We start from the raw sequence: 17,860 nt of genomic DNA on the forward strand, positions 1-17,860 counted from the left end.
TATTACGTTATCCATGTTGAAAATTCCTGTGTTTATTTAAAAAAACACAGGAATCTAATCTTGTAAAATTACATTCATTTTCTTCCATTCAGGATATGTTTTTCATTTTGCAGGAATTGGCTCCTTGAATTCCTCATGCGAGCAATTCGCTCCTCTGCCATCCTATCCGCCGCTTTATAAGTTGGGATTTGATCACGTTTTGCAATCTCGATGACTCTTTCAATTGTATCATAAACCGTTTCCACTTTCTTAAGGGCTCTTTCCCGATTATACCCTAAAAGCTCATCGGCCACGTTTATGACTCCCCCTGCATTAATTACATAATCAGGTGCATATATAATCCCTTTTTCATGAATTTGATCGCCATGAACAGTTTCCTTTAATTGATTATTCGCAGCACCTGCAATGACCTTCGCCCTGATTTGATTGATTGTTTGATCATTTATGACAGCCCCTAATGCACAAGGTGCATAGATATCACATTCGACTCCATAAATTTCATCTGGATTCACTGCAGTCGCCCCAAAGGACTCAACCGCACGGGCCACGCTTTCTTTATTGATATCCGTAACGATAAGCTTGGCGCCCTCCTCATGAAGATGACGGCATAAGTTATAAGAAACATTCCCGACGCCTTGGACAGCAACAACCTTGCCTTCTAAGGAATCAGTTCCGAATGCCTCTTTTGCAGCAGCCTTCATACCGCGGTATACCCCATATGCCGTTACTGGGGAAGGGTTACCCGAAGAACCGAATGCAGGGGAAATCCCCGTGACAAAATCCGTCTCCTCATGAATGAGATCCATATCTTCAACCGTTGTACCTACATCTTCAGCTGTTATATAACGGCCATTCAGCCCTTGGATATACCTTCCGAATGCACGGAACATTTCTTCATTTTTATCCTTACGCGGATCGCCGATGATGACGGTTTTCCCCCCGCCTAAATTCAAGCCGGCAGCGGCGTTCTTATATGTCATTCCTCTCGAAAGCCTTAAGGCATCTTCAATGGCATCTTCTTCAGATGCATACGTCCACATCCTTGTGCCTCCAAGCGCAGGCCCTAATGTTGTATCATGAATGGCAATAATCGCTTTCAAACCCGATTGTTTATCCTGACAGAATAGCAGTTGCTCGTAATCATACTTCTCAAGATATTTAAAAATTTCCATAAAGGAATCCTCCCTAGATGTTTTAATACATGTCAGATATGAGACTACTGAATTTCTCCTCATTCTTACTTGTTCCTACGTTCGTTTTAAATAAAATCCGCTACTCACATGATATTTTCCCCATGGGGAATGGTTCCCTTGAAAAACCCATGCACCTTTAAATATGCAAATAACATGCCAATAAAATACATAATCAACATCTTTTTATCCAAAAAAAGGACATGCTGGTTAATATGTCGGGCAACTATAGCCTATAACAAATTCAAAAAAATTTCATGTCAGAAGTGGAGTCTCGCTTAAATTAAAATAAATCAGAAAATTCCATGCATTATTTTTCATAGTGTGCAAATAATTGCATGCAAAATTTTTCACAGCTTTAGTTTTTCCATTTTATAATATAGATTTCTAACTGAAATCCCCAGCGCTTTTGCCGTAAGTGTTTTATTTCCCTTGTGGGTATGGAACGCTTGCTCAATGATTTCGGCTTCATACTGGTCTATTATCTCCGAGAGCGGTTTCCCCGATACGTAGCCGGAAGGCTTCATTAATAATTTCTCTTGATTTAATGGAAGCTCTTCGATAAAATCCGGAATATGATGGATATCAATGATTGTCTCGTTCAATTTCATGAAAATGATTGCCCGTCCTAAGATATTTTCCAGTTCCCTCACATTTCCCGGCCAGTTATAGATTTGCATCTTATGTATAGCTGCTGCTGTAATTCCCTCTATGCTCCGTCCATACTCCTGATTGATTTTATTAATCAAATGCTCCGCCAATTCTCTCAAATCTTCTTTTCTCTTTCTTAATGGAGCAATGAAAATAGGCATGCGGTTCAGCCTGAAATATAAGTCTTCCCTGAATGATCCGTTTGCGATCGCCTGTTCAAGATTGAGGTTCGTAGCGGCTATGACCCGGACATTGATGGGGATCGGCTTCGTCCCCCCCACCCTGACGATTTCCTTTTCTTGTAAAACCCGCAGTAATTTAGCTTGGATGTTGGCTGGCAATTCACCAATTTCGTCCAAAAAGATACTCCCTTGATTTGCCTCTTCAAAAAAACCGACCTTTCCGCCCCTGCTTGCCCCGGTAAAGGCTCCTTCATCATAACCGAATAGTTCACTTTCAAGTAATGATTCCGAGATGGCCGCACAATTTACCCGAACGAATTTATTGAACTTCCTATCGCTAGCATTATGGATGGCATGTGCAAATAACTCTTTTCCCGTCCCTGATTCCCCTCTTAATAAAACAGTAGCAGGTGTTCTAGCCGATAATTTCGCCTGTTCAATGGGAAGCTTCATCTCTTCGGAAGCCCCAATTATATCATCAAAGGAATATTTAGCCTGCAATGTCCGGATGATCTGTCTTGCCCGATTAAGTTCGTGGGTCAAGGCTTGAATTTCCGATACATCATGAATGACGCCAACACTTCCTTTCAGGCACCCATCCACGATGATTGGAGCAACATTCACGATCACTTCCTTGTGTTTTGGGCCGACACGCATATTGACACCACGAACAGGTTTTTTTGTCTGAAGCACTTTCATATGCATACTTTCGCCTTCGTAAATATCAATGGAAGCCGGTTTACCGATCACTTGGGTCTTTGTTAAGCCAGTGATTCTTGTATATGCCGGATTGATCAAAAGCCCCCTTCCTTGATCATCCACAACAGATATGGCTTCATCACTGGATTGAATGATTGCCTGGAGCATCGTCTGTATCTCTTTTAAATCAGTGATCTGCTCCGCCAATTGCACAGCTTCCATCTTATTCCTAAACACGGCAAAAGCCCCTATGATTTCCTTATCGGCATTCACCAGAGGTATCCTTGTCGTTATGAGTTCCATCCCATTGCCAAGGGTGATTTCCTGATTCACTTCTTTTTGATTTGTTTGCATCACTCGCAGCAATCCTGTTGATGGGATGAAATCTTTGATATGTCTCCCAATTACATCCTCGCGCTTTGTGTCTGATGCACGTTCCGCACTATCATTGAACATGATGATGAATCCTTCATGGTCAATCACCACCATCCCTTCACTGGTCGTATTAAGGATCAAATCCATTTTTGCGGAGGTATTCTCCAATTTACTTATTAAACGATTTTTCTCTTCAAACAACTTAGTCATAATGAGGGCGACACTTCCAGGAATGAGAATCGTTTGTTCGCCCATGTCCCTTTTTATCTTTTTATAGACAGACGGGTCACCGGTCGTATCAAATATGATGTCCAAATCCCACTTCAATCCCATGCTCCAATTAGTCACGGTAGGAATCCTTCGTTCCTTCGCAGCAAGCATCCCTTCAGCGGATTCATTCGTATCAGCCATACAAACAATGGAGAATACTTCACTTTCCGATAGGAGTTTCAACACGGTCGTCCCTCCTACTCCTCCCCCTACTATCATGACCTTTTGCATCAGCCATCCCCCTTAAGAAATAATTACCCCTTTAAATAGATCATTCCCTGCAATTTTTTTCATACTCCACACCATTTTACCATATCGGCCCCCATTAAAAACAGCCGCCAACTCCCAGTCATTATCTAGATTCCCGTTACTTGACAAATAATTTATATCCTTTATCATTTTTTAAAGATGGAATTTTCGGAAGGGATTTGACTGCATGAAACGTTTAATCGCTTTTTTGATTCTTTTTATACCCGGTGCATTTGCTGCCTATGGCATAAAAATAATGAGGGACATGGTATTCGGTATTTTACAGCCCCCCTATCCGTTCCTTTGGCTGCAATTTTTAATAGGACTGCTCATTACGATAGGCGGAATAGCCTTTATCGCCGGCTTCGTCCTACATCGAGATCGAAAACAAAATAAGGTCCAGAGCAGGTTCAATAAATTTTAAACGCAAAAAGAAGGTGCCTTGTATGGCACCTTCTTTAATTTATCTTGACTTCAATTCTTCTCTTATTTGTACCGCAGCTTTGGGGAAATCGGTTATGATGCCGCTGCACCCCAATTTGAATAACCGCTTCATCTCGGTTTCTTCATTAATGGTATAGGGCCTTACAGGAACACCCATACTAACCGATGATTGAATGAGTGCATCAGGGGCAGCCCGGATATTTGGGTGAATTGCACTTCCGCCTATTGCCTTGGCATATATCCACGGCATGTATAGGCCATCCCTATATAGCGTTGCCGTTTCCAATTCTGGTGCCAATCGATGGCAATTGACCAAACTGTAATGATTGAAAGAAGAAAGGATTATCCTTTCCTCCATTTCGTAGGTACGGATGAGCCGGATGACTTTCTCTTCCAAGCCTGAATACAGAAAAACCGTATTTTTCAATTCAATATTGCAAAAAAGCTGATTATCATTAAGCCAAATAAACAGTTCTTCAAGCGTGGGAATCTTTTCTTTACCAAAATTACCCTTATGGGTTGCGGAAGCATTAAGGGTTTTCAAATTATTTTCATCTAGATCAATTCTACACTCAAAACGCAGGTGATTATTTTCTGCATAGAAGGTTCCTTTCCTCAAATCACTCCATATCTTTTACAATCTGATTTGTGCCGCTTTTTCAACCAAACAAAAACGCCTTTTATTTATGGGATTTGCTGCAAAATCCAATAAATAAAAGGCGTTTAATTTTTTTAACCGGCGTAAAAAGATTTGAAGTTGCCGATTAGAAAAAATCACGAAGCAACTTCTTCCTGTCCTTTACCTCCAGACGGAGAGTTCCTATTTATATTTAGCGGCTCTAGCCTTTATAAGGTCAATAGTTACCCTGAGTCTTAACAACCGGTATTACCCTACCCCTGTCAAGAAGCTTTATGTTCGAGGCGCAGCTTATCGGCAACCATGGCAATGAATTCGGAATTTGTAGGTTTTGCCTTTGTCATGCTTACGGTATAGCCGAAAAGAGATGATATGGATTCTATATTTCCACGGCTCCAGGCCACTTCAATCGCATGCCGGATAGCACGTTCAACTCGGCTGGCCGTAGTATTGTATTTTTTTGCGATATCCGGATATAAAACTTTGGTGATGGAACCCAATAATTCTATATCATTATATACCATGGATATGGCTTCCCTTAAATACAAATAGCCCTTAATATGTGCAGGCACTCCAATCTCGTGAATGATGCTGGTGATGCTTGCATCAAGGTTCTTCGGTTTGGATTCATTTTGGGGACGATAGCTAAATTGACTATGATTTTTTAAAACCGCCTGCCCTTTACCGCTTACCTGACGGATGTGATTGGCCAGATTTTCCATATCAAATGGTTTCAGGATGAAATAAGACGCACCCAAATCAACTGCTTTTTTCGTAACATCTTCTTGACCAAAGGCAGTAAGCATTATCACATTAGGCATGGCACCCCGTTTTACTTCACGAAGTTTCTCAAGTACACCTAACCCATCTAAATGAGGCATGATAATATCGAGGATCAAAATATCCGGATCAACGCTTTCTAGCATACCCAGGCAATCTTGACCGTTATGTGCCACCCCAATCACTTCCATGTCTTCCTGTGCAGAAATGTATTCTTCCAGAAGGCCAACAAGTTCTCTATTATCATCTACAACGCACACCTTAATTTTTTTCACGCTTGATTTCCTCCTCAACTACAATTGGTCTTTTTTTCTATATGACTAAATTCTATTGTAATTGAACTTTTCGACAATGGAAACTAAATTCCTTTTATTTTTGAAAAAATATAAGGAATTCAATATTATTCTCCGGATATCTCTTGTTTTCGACTTCGTTTGCTATTGGAATAAACCGTTTGTCGAAAAATCTTCATATCGTTTTCATTTTATCACATCGTTCCAAAAAAACCTCTATTTTTTGAAGAAATCAAAATTAATTCCGACCCAAACCTATGCTAATCATAATTTTCCATTAAAAAGGGGCATCCAAAAGGATACCCGGATTCTTAGCTTGCCTTTTCATAATTATCTTTGTCGTATATATTTATACCGGCTTCGTTTAACATCCATTCGATATGGACTCCATACCCACTTGTAGGATCATTAACGAATACATGGGTGACTGCACCGATTAATTTCCCATTTTGAATGATAGGACTGCCGCTCATACCTTGAACGATCCCACCCGTTTTTTGAAGCAATTCTTTATCCGTCACTTTTAAGACCATTCCTTTGATTGCAGGAAACTTCTGTGGGATGGAACTGACGATTTCGACATCGAATTCCTCCACTTCAGAACCATTCACCACTGTAAGGATTTTTGCTGGCCCTTCCTTTACCTCATGGGAAAGGGTGATGGGGAGTGGTTTGTCATTAATTCCATTTTTAAAATCTTGATTTAATTTCCCAAAAATGCCAAAGGGACTATTGCGATTGATATTTCCTATTTTTTCTTTATTAGAAGAAAAGCGTGCCAATTTTTCTCCCGGATCACCATTGCTTCCTTTTTCGATGGATGTGACCGTCGATTGAACGATCTGTCCGTCCTTAACAACAATCGGCTTTTTTGTATCCATATCGGATATGACATGTCCCAACGCCCCATATTTTTTTGAATCCGGGTGATAAAACGTCATCGTTCCGATGCCAGCTGCCGAATCACGGATATACAAACCCAATTTGTAAGTTCCTTCATTCTTATCTTTTAGCGGGAATAAGGTACTATGAAGCACTTTATTATCACGGTTAATGACAATTTTCAACGCCTCACCCTTTTCACCTGCCTGCTGAACAAAAGGGGTTACATCCCCCATCTTCTTTATCGTCTGACCATTGATTTCTGTAATAATATCACCGATTTCAATTTTCGCTTTTTCTCCCGGTGATTTTTTCCCCTGCGCCGTATCAATAAGATGATGACCTACTACGAGCACCCCAAGAGTATTAAGCTTCACTCCAATGGATTGGCCTCCAGGCATGACCCTAAAGTCTTTTAACACCCTGATGTCGACCTTTTTGGCAGGCAAGCCTGCTACATCGAGTAACACTTCATTCGTACCTGGTTTCTCGGCACCAAGCGTAATCGAAGCTTGTTCATCATGAAGTGAAATTCCATCACTCGATCCCGAAGTTTTTGCAGAAACAGGCAATGATTTGGAAATACTATATTGACTTCCTTCAAATAGTACAAGATGATTTGGAATTAAAAAATATTCACGAGATGGCTGGTATAACCCTAATGTTAATAGCGAAACAAGGAGAATTCCACCGATGATCCTGTTTATCCATATAAATTTCAATCCATTCACTCTCCTCGCTCTCTGAAACTTTATGGCTACACCTTTAATTTAGCCCTCATGACAGTCATTTATAACAGGTGCAAAAAATAAAAGCTATCCGTTTTTGGATAGCTTTACAATGAATGCTTATGATAAGTTTAAATAATCTTCTTACAGGCCCATCAAGATGTAATCTTCAGCCTTTTGGCCAGCTGGATTAATTCATTGGCATGTTGTTTCGTCAAGTCCGTAATCTCTACTCCCGAAATCATCCTGCCAATTTCTTTTATTTTTTCAGTTTCAATTAGCGGCTTGACTGAGGTATTCGTGCGACCGGCCCTTACATTTTTCGCTATGAAAAGGTGAGTATCCGCCATGGCTGCCACCTGTGGCAAATGGGATATGCACAAAACTTGTGATCCAGTTGCCACTTTATAAATCTTTTCGGCAATGGATTGTGCAACCCGTCCGCTCACACCTGTATCCACTTCATCAAATATAATGGATGTTATGCCTTGATGCTTGGAGAAAATGCTTTTCAAAGCCAGCATGATCCTCGACAGTTCTCCACCAGATGCGATTTTAGAAAGAGGTTTTAACGGTTCACCTGGATTGGTGGAAATATAAAATTCCATTGAATCCAGCCCTGACTGATTAATTCCCCTATCTGACAATTCATCGAAAGTATAGGCTGTCTGAAGGAAATGAGGTTCAAAAATTGTTTTTTCCATATATAGATCCTTTAATTCCTGATGAATCTTTTTGGTTAGCTGCTGAGCGAATTTCTGGCGAAGTTCAGACAGATTCTTTGCTTCGACGATAAGATCTGCCTTGATGGATTTCATTTCCTTTTCAAGCTTCGCGATATGGGTTTCCCTATTTTGCAGCTTTTCGACTTCTTCTTCAATTGCAGCCCCATATTCCAGGATTTCCTCGATTGTCCGTCCGTATTTACGCTTTAATTGATTTATTTCATTAAGTCGACTTTCAATGAATTCCACACGTTCTGTATCATAATCCAAAGAGTCCAATTGGTCACGGATGTTTGACACAGCCTCTTCGAGCAGGAAGTAGCTATTTGAAACGGTTTCAGAGCTGTGCTTTAAACCTTCATCAAGCCCTGCCGCTTCCTCCAAATTATTCATGGCTACGGAAAGCCAATCAATTGCATGCTGCTCACCATTTAAAGCATTATAACTGGTTTGCAGCGCTTCATGGATTTTTTCGAAATTATTAATTTTCTTCCGTTCTTCCATCAATTCTTCATCTTCGCGTAATTTCAAATCAGCTTTTTGGATTTCATCGAATTGAAACTGGATCAAATCAAGGCGGTGGACCATTTGCTGTTCATTTTGGCTCAAACCATTCAATTGTTTAGAAGCGGTTTCATATCGTTTATATAGCTTTTGGTATTCAGTGAGTGCAGCTGCGATTTTTTCACCGCCGAATTGATCGAGCAGCGGAAGATGGAGTCGTTCATCCATTAATTCCTGATGTTCATGCTGACCATGGATGTCTATCAATGTTCGCCCTATCTCACGTAAAATGGAAATCGTCACCAGCTTCCCATTTACCCTGCAAACGCTTTTACCGCTTTGTGAGATATCCCTTCGAAGTATCGCCATCCCATCATTCATATCCAGGCCAAACTCTTCCGCTTTGGCAAAGACTGGGTGTTTTTCATCTTCAATTTGGAATAATCCTTCTATTTCAGCCTTCGACTCACCATGCCGAATGAACTCTGCAGAACCACGTCCCCCAACCAAGAGATGAACGGCATCTATTATGATTGACTTCCCTGCCCCTGTTTCTCCTGTCAAGACCGTCAAGCCTTTCTCAAATGAAACGGACAGGCTGTCTATGATCGCAAAATTCCTAATCGATAGTTCTGTTAACAAACTAGATCACCTCACAACATTATTAGAGCATGTCCAAGAATTTGCCGGAAATGATCTTTGCATCTTCCTCGGAACGGCAGATAATTAAACAAGTATCGTCGCCGCCTATCGTCCCGAGTATTTCTTGCCAATTTAAATTATCAATCAATGCACAGATGGCTTGGGCATTACCCGGGAGCATTTTCATAACCAGCAAATTGTTGGCTGAGTCAATGCGTACAAAGGCATCGACAAGGATTCTCTTTAATTTTTGAAGTGGATTGAAACGTTGGTCGGCCGGCAGACTGTATTTATACCTTCCATCCGTTAAAGGAACTTTTACAAGGTGAAGCTCTTTAATATCCCTTGAAACGGTGGCTTGAGTTACATTGTATCCAGCTAATTTCAATTCTTCAACTAACTCATCCTGTGTTTCGATATCATTATTCGTTATAATGTCCCTTATTTTTATATGTCGTTGTCCTTTATTCATAAGTAGAAGCACCTCTTCTCAACTGTTGCTCATTTAATGGTAATGGTATCACTTTCATTTCTTACTTAAGCAAGCTGCCAATTTGCCTCGGTATCATCAGTACGTGCAAATAGGCCGCTTTACTAAGTGGCTAATATTAATGTTATCGGATTTTTATGCAATTGTACAACTTTTTCTCTAAAATGAATACAAGTCTAATTTTTGCACTTACCTATTTTATGTATGCACCCATAAATGATTCAAGTTCATGACGACAATGTATAGTCAAAAAGCTCCTTTAGCCAACCATTCAGCCAAAGGAGCCATACAAAGTTCTAGCTATTCTTTTTTAAATTGGGCATGGGCCTCTCCAACGATGTCATCAACCGTTTTCGAAAGCAATAATGCTCCATCTTCCTTCGGCCCTTGCCAGTGTAAGTGAAGTAAGAATTCAATATTTCCATCACCGCCGGTAATCGGTGAGAAGGAGGCATCCTTAATATCATAGCCTTCCTTTAAAGAAAAAGAAATGATCTTATCCAACACTTGTTTATGGATTTTGGGATCACGAACAATCCCCTTTTTACCCACTTGATCCTTCCCGGCTTCGAATTGCGGTTTAACCAAGGCAACGACATCACTATTCGGGACGAGCAAGGTCTTTAGTACCGGTAAAATTAACGTAAGCGAAATGAAGGAAACATCAATGCTTGCGAAGTTTGGCATCTCCCCGTCGAGATCGGCGGGTGTAACATAACGGAAATTGGTTCTTTCCATTACTTTTACCCGCTCATCCTGCCTAAGCTTCCAGGCAAGTTGATTATAGCCGACATCAAGCGCATAAGACATTATGGCGCCATTTTGCAAAGCACAATCCGTAAACCCGCCAGTTGATGATCCGATATCAAGCAGTATTTTTCCATTCACTTGTAAATCGAATTCCCTTAATGCCTTCTCAAGTTTAAGACCGCCTCTTGAAACGTAAGGCATGACTTTGCCTTTGATCGTGAATTCTAGATCGACCGGCACTTTTTCCCCCGGTTTTTCGTATCTCTCTTCATTCGCGTAGACAAGGCCTGCCATAACCATACGCTTCGCTTTTTCACGTGTATCGGCCAAGCCTTGTTCTACAAGTAATACATCCACTCTTTCTTTCATCACTTTCATATTTTCAGGCCCTTTTTTCTTTTTTGGGTGTTATCATTTTAATCTTTTTGATGGCTGTCTCAGTCGTCAGACCGATTTCTTCAAGCAGTTCATCGACACTTCCATGTTCAATGAAATAATCAGGTATCCCCATTCGATCTATAATTGCCCCATAAAATCCTTGATCATGAGCATATTCAAGAACAGAACTACCAAAACCACCTTGAAGAACCGCTTCTTCTATTGTCAGGATTGGCATTTTTTCACCAAGGAGACTGCTTAGCATGTTCTCATCCAAAGGCTTAATGAACCGGGCATTGATCACCTTCACTGAATAATCCTCTTTCTCGAGCAGTTCTGCCGCTTCAAGAGCCATGGGAATCGTTGTGCCGAAAGTTAAGATGGCTGCATCCGTTCCTTCTTTAAGAACTTCCCACGAACCGATCGGAATCTGCTGTAATTCAGCATCCATCTCTACTCCCCAACCATTCCCACGAGGGAAACGCATGGCAATCGGACCATCATTATATTTTAAGGCCGTATTGACCATATGCTGGCCTTCGTTTTCATCTTTCGGCATCATCAGCACCATATTCGGTACGTGGCGCAAGAAAGCAATGTCGAAAACGCCTTGATGCGTTTCACCATCGGAACCAACCAATCCGGCACGATCGATTCCTATGAATACGTTCAAATTCTGACGGCAAATATCATGCACCACCTGGTCATAAGCCCTTTGCAGGAAGGTTGAATATATAGCCAGGAATGGTTTCATTTTTTGCGTTGCCAATCCGGCTGCAAAAGTTGCAGCATGCTGCTCGGCAATCCCTACATCATAGAAACGCTCTGGGAACTCTTGAGAGAAGCCCACCAATTTCGAACCTACGGGCATTGCAGGTGTAATCGCGACAATCCGCTCATCGTCACGGGCTAGCCTGCTGACAGTATCGCTTACGAGAGCGCTCCAAGCAGGACCCTTACTAGGGGATTTCACGAAATCACCTGTCTCGATCTTATATGGGCCAGTCCCATGCCAGTTCCCGGTTGTGTCCAGCTCGGCAGGTGAATATCCCTTGCCTTTTTTCGTGATGACATGCAGCAGGACCGGTCCCTTCGTTTTCTTGGCATATCTTAAATTCTCAAGCAATTCTTCATAATTATGTCCATCTACTGGTCCAAGATAAGTGAATCCGAGTTCTTCGAAAAAGATTCCTGATACCAATAAATATTTCATGCTATCCTTCAAACGTTCAGCTGTAGCCGCAAGTTTACCACCGACTGCAGGAATTTTTTTCAAAAGCAGCTCCAATTCATCTTTTGCCCAGTTATATTTACCTGCTGTCCGCAATCTTCCCAATATCGTGTGTAAGGCACCTACATTGGGGGCTATGGACATTTCATTATCATTCAGGATAACGATCATGTCCTTTTTTTCATCACCGATATGATTCAACGCTTCAAGCGCCATCCCCCCTGTTAGGGCACCGTCTCCGATTACAGGCAAAATAAAGCTGTTTTCCCCTTTGATATCACGGGCAGCCGCCATCCCCATTGCAGCTGAAAGGGAAGTCGAACTGTGACCAGTTTCCCAAACATCATGGGGGCTTTCAATCATTTTAGGAAAACCGCAAAGACCTTTATATTTCTTTAAGGTGTCGAACTCTCCTGCTCTGCCAGTCAGGATTTTATGGACATAGGATTGATGTCCGACATCCCATAAAATTTTATCATTCGGACTGTCGAATTCTTTATGCAAGGCTATAGTCAACTCGACGACACCTAAATTGGGACCAATGTGCCCACCGGTCACCGATAATTTTTCCACAAGGAATTTCCGTACTTCCACACTTAACTCGACAAGTTCTTCATTATTCATCTTCTTCAAAAAAGAAGGGTCTTTTATAGATAGAAGATCCAAACAGGACCACTCACTTTCTGTCATTTTCGGTGGTTAGCATAAACAAAGCCTCATGAAAGAGGGCTATGGAAGACTTGACCGAAAAATTGGTTTTAAGTTAAAAAATAGCCGCCAACACCCAGGTGATTTCGGCGGCTTATTATACCTATTTTATCACGTATCTCAATTAAAAAATTCATTTTGATTTTCACATATTTTTGCACAATGAGTATACCACAAAAACTCAATTGATAACAAATTTAGCCACAATCAATGATTACGGTTCGCAATTAAATCAGTTAGTTCATTCAACAAACCCGTTTGTAAGGTTGTTTTTCCTAAAGCGGCATGGGCAAGTTCTATATGATGTTCCAACTTTTGCTTTGCCCCTTGAAGGGTTAGTAAAGAAGGATATGTGCTTTTATGATTCCCAACATCACTGCCAACCGGCTTGCCGATCAACTCGACTGACCCTTCAATATCCAGAATATCATCGCGAATTTGAAAAGCAAGCCCCAGGTGGTATGCAAAGTCACGTAAATGCAGTTGCTGTTCTTCACTCGCCCCTGCTAATATAGCACCGGAAAGGATGCTTGCAGTCAATAACTTCCCTGTTTTATGTTCATGTATATACTCCAATTCCTGAAGGGTCAGCTGTTTATTCTCACCTTCCATATCGGCAACTTGCCCCCCAACCATTCCTTCGGCTCCGGCGGACTTCGCAATTTCACTTACAAGGTTCAGCTTCATTTCAGCCGTGACCTCGGGATTGATCATATCCGTCACCAATTGAAAGCTATAAGTAAGAAGTGCATCACCTGCCAGTATGGCCACCGCTTCACCGAACACTTTATGATTCGTCGGTTTTCCGCGGCGGAGATCATCATCATCCATTGCCGGAAGGTCATCATGAATCAAAGAATATGTATGAATCATTTCAATGGCAGCCGCTGCAGGAATCCCTATCCTCAAGCTTTTTCCAAAGGCCTCCAAAACCGCAAAGACCAATAATGGGCGAATCCGTTTCCCCCCTGCCTGCAGTGAATAGATCATGGCTTCTTTGACTACTGCCGGGGCTTTAAGTTTATTGACATATTCGACGATTTCCCGTTCTATAATTGCCTTATATTCATTAGAAAACATTTCAAAGGACGCCGTACCCATGTCATTCTTCCTCCTGTACAGCAAAGTTTTCAAGTTCCCCATCTTCGCGTAAAATTTGAGTCAACTGATCTTCAACAGCCTTAAGCTTTGAATGGCAAAGCCTTGATAAATCCATCCCTTGTTTATATATCGAAATGGCTTCTTCCAAGGGCACATCGCCTTCTTCCAACTGCTCTACAATTTTTTCGAGATTCTCCATCGCTTCTTCAAATGTAGCTTCCTGTTTTTTTGTCATGATTCAATCCGCTCCTTAATTTCTTTAATTTCACATTCAAGAGTTCCATCTTTTATCGAAACCGCTATCTTATCCCCTTTTGATACTTGCTGTGTACTTTTTACTAATGTCTCATCCTCAGCAAAAACCAATCCATAGCCCCGTTCCATGATTTTTAGTGGACTGAGAGCAGATAAAGTGGCTGTAATATGGACGAACTGCTGAGATTTATGCCGATAGATGGCTTCCATGGCCCTCCGTAAAACCTTTGCATGCTGCTGCAGTTCATCTTTCGCATTTTTTACCGCTTGTTCAGGATGCTGCTTTTTCAAAATATCGTTCAGCTGATTCAGCTCATCTCTCTTTTTCATGAAATATCGCGTGCTGGTCCTCCCTAGCCTGTCCATCGTCTTGTCTAGTTGTTCCAGCTTCTGTTCGTACATTTTATGTGGGTAACGGAAGGCATAAGACCTCTCCATCCTGGTCAAACGGGTTCGTTCAAAATTCACTGCTTCTTGAATGGAGCGGGTCAATCGATTCTTGCGGTTCATCAGGCGTTCGAGTATTTCATTCAAGTGAGGAACCGCTAACTCTGCTGCACCAGTCGGTGTAGGAGCACGCATATCGGCGACAAAATCAGCAATCGTAAAGTCGGTTTCGTGACCGACAGCAGAAATTACAGGTATATCGGAATCATATATAGATTCAGCCACTATCTCCTCATTGAAGGCCCATAGTTCCTCGATCGACCCGCCGCCCCTTCCGACAATGAGAACATCGCTTTCCGCCCTTGCGTTCGCCATGGAAATTGCCTTGGCAATCGATTTAGCGGCATTATTCCCTTGTACAAGTGCTGGATAAACGATGATCCTGGCGATCGGATATCTTCGCTTGATGGTTGTCAGGATATCTCTTAATGCAGCTCCGGTCGGCGAAGTTATGACCCCTACAGACTTAGGGTACTGCGGGATCGGCTTCTTGTGTTCGGCCAAAAACAAGCCTGCCCCCTCAAGCTTTTTCTTCAGCTGTTCATAAGCAAGATATAAATCCCCCACACCATCAGGGGCCATGCTTTTCACATAAAGCTGATACTGTCCTCCAGCTTCGTATAATGATATATCACCCTTAACAAGTACCTTCATGCCATTTTCAGGCAGGAATTTCATCCCTTTATTATTGGCGGCAAACATGACGGAGAGAAGTCGTGCCTTCTCATCCTTTAAAGTAAAATACATATGTCCGCTTGTATGTTGTTTAAAATTTGAAATTTCACCTTTTATGTATACATTTTGCAAATGGGGGTCGGCATCGAACTTCCTTTTGATGTACTTCGTTAAAGCCGACACACTCAAATATTGTTGGTTGCTCATATAATGTCTCCTTCCGATGGAAATCGGATATAAAGAAAACTCACCTATAGATTATCATAAATCCATGAATGGAAAAAAAGCGGTCTCCCGTTATTATAAAACAAGAGGTCCGCTTCTTTAAAATAATTTAACGTTTTTTTCAGCTTTTTAATGCTTGCTTGTTTGATTCAAGTGCTTTTTGAGCAGATTTGACCGTATTCTTCATAAGCATCGTAATCGTCATGGGACCAACGCCTTTAGGAACAGGTGTAATGTATGAAGCCTTATTTTTCACTTCATCAAACGCCACATCACCGCAAAGCTTCCCTTCATCATTCCTGTTCATTCCGACGTCAATGACGATTGCGCCTTCTTTAATATGGTCACTCGTGATCGTGTCCCTCTTTCCGACCGCTGCCACAACGACATCGGCTTGCTTGGTATAATAAGCAAGATCCTTTGTCCGTGAATGACAGTATGTAACGGTTGCATTTGCGTTTAAAAACAATTGTCCGGCTGGTTTTCCGACGATATTACTTCTCCCTACGATAACAACATGCTTACCTTCAAGGTCATAGTCGATATACTCAAGCATCACCATGACGCCATACGGAGTACAAGGTAAAAATGCATCTTGTCCCGTCATCATCCGCCCAATATTAATCGGGTGGAATCCATCTACATCCTTTTCAGGGGAAATCGCTTCAATGATCGCCTTTTCCTGAATATGTCCAGGCAAGGGCAGCTGCACCAATATACCATGAATGCTGTCATCCTGGTTTAATTCAGCAATGCTCTGAATTAATTCCTCCTGAGAGAGATCCGCAGGCTTTTTAATTAGTACGGAATGCATACCCAAGTCCTCACAGGCCTTTTGCTTATGGCGCACATAAGTTTGAGATGCTTGATTGTCACCCACCAGGATTACAGCTAAACCCGGAACGACATTTTTTTCACGTAACTGTTGAACTTCCTTACTGATTTCCTGCCTAACTGACTCTGCAATTTCTTTACCATTAATGATTTGAGCTGACATGTGTTTATTCCTCCCAAGTTAATTTTGCTAAAGAAATTGCTGAGAGAATCCTTGTTCAAGGCTGCAGCTTTAGCTGCCGCTTTTCACCTTCACTTTGGATAAAACGGCATTTACAAAACTGCTTGATTGATCATCACCGAATTTCTTAGCAATTTCAATAGCTTCATTCATTGCAACACTTACAGGAACATCTTCACTGTGAACCATTTCATAAACCGCGATCCGCAGTAAATTCCGATCAATGTTCGCCAGTCTTTCCAACGTCCAATTCTCTAAATTGTCCCTGATCATTCCATCAATTTGTTCACGATTTTCCGTTATCCCCATTACTAATTTCTTGAAATAATTATCAGTGGGAGCACCATCCAGTACGCTTTCCATTGCTTCTTCTGCATTCGAGTTGGCAATATCTATCTGATATAGTGCTTGAAGGGATTTTTCACGGGCTTCTCTTCTTTTCATAATCTTACTCCTTTTACATCTACTATTATATATGAAAATGCTAGAACAAACGAACATTAAATAACATTTTTTCAAAAATATTAAGATTCTCGCTATATTATTTATAAAAACAAGCTAAATCCCACTAAATTAAAGGCCAAAAGATTCAATATCTTGATTCAAGATTACATTTCAAGATTACTTTCCAATTAAACGGCCAACACAGTCCCATACTTTTTGAAAGTGTCAAAAAGCTCTTGCCTAGCTTTCATGCTCATATTTCACCTTTTACACTCTAACAGAAATCACCCTTGAATTAAAGGGAAATTTCCAGACACCGCCTTATTATGTTCATTTAAATTTAATATTATAAGCAGGCTCCAAAAACGGGCATCTTTGAGTTTACATTCAAAAAACAAAAACCCGGCTTTTTGCCGGGTTTTTGCAGGTGTGAATCGAATGAAGCCCACTTACACTTCTTGTTCGTAATCCGCTTCTTGTTTAGCGTTTTCAAACGCAATGCCCACTACATGAATGTTCACTTCGCCAGCGTCGATAGCGGTCATATTCAATAAAGCTTCACGAATGTTATCTTGCACTTCCTGAGCAACTTTCGGAATTGAAACACCAAACTTCATGACACAATAAAGTTCGACCTTGATGGATTCTCCCGTTAAGTCCACTTTAACACCTTTACCGTGGTTCTTTTTACCAAGCTTTTCAACAACACCCGTAGCGAAGTTCCCGCGCATATGTGCAACACCTTCAACTTCCGATGCAGCGATACCCGCAATCACCTCTATCACCTCAGGCGCAATCTCCACTTTGCCCAGCCCACTATTATAATCATTCATTTCGAGTAATTGGCCTTCCATTTCACTCATTCAAAAGCACCTCCTGTCTTCCTTTAC

General features: G+C 41.4%; 16 protein-coding genes. 1 reads left to right on the forward strand and 15 read right to left on the reverse strand.

Annotation, left to right across the window (positions count from 1 at the left end; genetic code table 11):
• Nucleotides 1-74: 74 nt before the first annotated feature.
• Together bcd and NYE65_RS03045 are read right to left on the reverse strand one after the other, a co-directional pair.
• Nucleotides 75-1,172 (reverse strand): branched-chain amino acid dehydrogenase, encoded by a 1,098-nt coding sequence (bcd, locus tag NYE65_RS03040; protein ID WP_048679307.1) that lies wholly within the window; start codon nucleotides 1,170-1,172, stop codon nucleotides 75-77.
• 368 nt (nucleotides 1,173-1,540) lie between these two features.
• The gene (locus NYE65_RS03045; protein ID WP_340859836.1) at nucleotides 1,541-3,598 is read right to left on the reverse strand and encodes a sigma-54-dependent Fis family transcriptional regulator; all 2,058 of its coding nucleotides are present in this window, start codon (nucleotides 3,596-3,598) and stop codon (nucleotides 1,541-1,543) included.
• A gap of 205 nt (nucleotides 3,599-3,803) precedes the next feature.
• Between NYE65_RS03045 and NYE65_RS03050 the strand changes: the two genes are divergently transcribed.
• Entirely contained in the window at nucleotides 3,804-4,040 is a 237-nt protein-coding gene (locus NYE65_RS03050; RefSeq protein ID WP_034308264.1) for a DUF2627 domain-containing protein, read from the forward strand.
• A 39-nt stretch (nucleotides 4,041-4,079) separates the two neighbouring features.
• Here the strand turns inward: NYE65_RS03050 and NYE65_RS03055 are convergent, their stop codons facing one another.
• From NYE65_RS03055 to NYE65_RS03115, 13 genes are all read right to left on the reverse strand, one after another.
• On the reverse strand, nucleotides 4,080-4,679 hold the full coding sequence (locus NYE65_RS03055; protein ID WP_340859837.1) for a glycerophosphodiester phosphodiesterase family protein: 600 nt from the start codon (nucleotides 4,677-4,679) through the stop codon (nucleotides 4,080-4,082).
• A 281-nt stretch (nucleotides 4,680-4,960) separates the two neighbouring features.
• On the reverse strand, nucleotides 4,961-5,752 hold the full coding sequence (spo0A, locus tag NYE65_RS03060) for a sporulation transcription factor Spo0A (protein ID WP_034308269.1): 792 nt from the start codon (nucleotides 5,750-5,752) through the stop codon (nucleotides 4,961-4,963).
• A gap of 329 nt (nucleotides 5,753-6,081) precedes the next feature.
• Entirely contained in the window at nucleotides 6,082-7,374 is a 1,293-nt protein-coding gene (spoIVB, locus tag NYE65_RS03065; RefSeq protein ID WP_063575695.1) for a SpoIVB peptidase, read from the reverse strand.
• A gap of 161 nt (nucleotides 7,375-7,535) precedes the next feature.
• Complete coding sequence (recN, locus tag NYE65_RS03070; protein ID WP_328176850.1) at nucleotides 7,536-9,251, reverse strand: DNA repair protein RecN; 1,716 nt, start codon at nucleotides 9,249-9,251, stop codon at nucleotides 7,536-7,538.
• A 22-nt stretch (nucleotides 9,252-9,273) separates the two neighbouring features.
• Complete coding sequence (ahrC, locus tag NYE65_RS03075; protein ID WP_034308279.1) at nucleotides 9,274-9,723, reverse strand: transcriptional regulator AhrC/ArgR; 450 nt, start codon at nucleotides 9,721-9,723, stop codon at nucleotides 9,274-9,276.
• A 318-nt stretch (nucleotides 9,724-10,041) separates the two neighbouring features.
• Entirely contained in the window at nucleotides 10,042-10,869 is an 828-nt protein-coding gene (locus tag NYE65_RS03080) for a TlyA family RNA methyltransferase (RefSeq protein ID WP_057278791.1), read from the reverse strand.
• Nucleotides 10,870-10,873: 4 nt separating this feature from the next.
• Complete coding sequence (gene dxs / locus NYE65_RS03085; protein ID WP_340859838.1) at nucleotides 10,874-12,766, reverse strand: 1-deoxy-D-xylulose-5-phosphate synthase; 1,893 nt, start codon at nucleotides 12,764-12,766, stop codon at nucleotides 10,874-10,876.
• Between the two features lie 249 nt (nucleotides 12,767-13,015).
• Nucleotides 13,016-13,909, reverse strand: coding sequence for a polyprenyl synthetase family protein (locus NYE65_RS03090; protein WP_053535673.1), 894 nt, complete (start codon nucleotides 13,907-13,909; stop codon nucleotides 13,016-13,018).
• A 1-nt stretch (nucleotide 13,910) separates the two neighbouring features.
• A complete protein-coding gene (locus NYE65_RS03095; protein ID WP_034308286.1) occupies nucleotides 13,911-14,144 on the reverse strand; it encodes an exodeoxyribonuclease VII small subunit in 234 nt (77 codons plus the stop codon).
• Entirely contained in the window at nucleotides 14,141-15,493 is a 1,353-nt protein-coding gene (xseA, locus tag NYE65_RS03100; RefSeq protein ID WP_057278793.1) for an exodeoxyribonuclease VII large subunit, read from the reverse strand. Before xseA ends, NYE65_RS03095 begins: the two co-directional genes overlap by 4 nt.
• 139 nt (nucleotides 15,494-15,632) lie before the next feature.
• Nucleotides 15,633-16,508, reverse strand: coding sequence for a bifunctional methylenetetrahydrofolate dehydrogenase/methenyltetrahydrofolate cyclohydrolase FolD (gene folD, locus NYE65_RS03105; RefSeq protein ID WP_034308293.1), 876 nt, complete (start codon nucleotides 16,506-16,508; stop codon nucleotides 15,633-15,635).
• 69 nt (nucleotides 16,509-16,577) lie between these two features.
• A complete protein-coding gene (nusB, locus tag NYE65_RS03110; protein WP_034308295.1) occupies nucleotides 16,578-16,970 on the reverse strand; it encodes a transcription antitermination factor NusB in 393 nt (130 codons plus the stop codon).
• 449 nt (nucleotides 16,971-17,419) lie between these two features.
• The gene (locus NYE65_RS03115) at nucleotides 17,420-17,824 is read right to left on the reverse strand and encodes an Asp23/Gls24 family envelope stress response protein (RefSeq protein WP_222620245.1); all 405 of its coding nucleotides are present in this window, start codon (nucleotides 17,822-17,824) and stop codon (nucleotides 17,420-17,422) included.
• Nucleotides 17,825-17,860: the final 36 nt, after the last annotated feature.

This window comes from Peribacillus sp. FSL R5-0717 (assembly GCF_038002945.1).
In the GTDB taxonomy this organism is placed as follows: domain Bacteria; phylum Bacillota; class Bacilli; order Bacillales; family DSM-1321; genus Peribacillus; species Peribacillus frigoritolerans.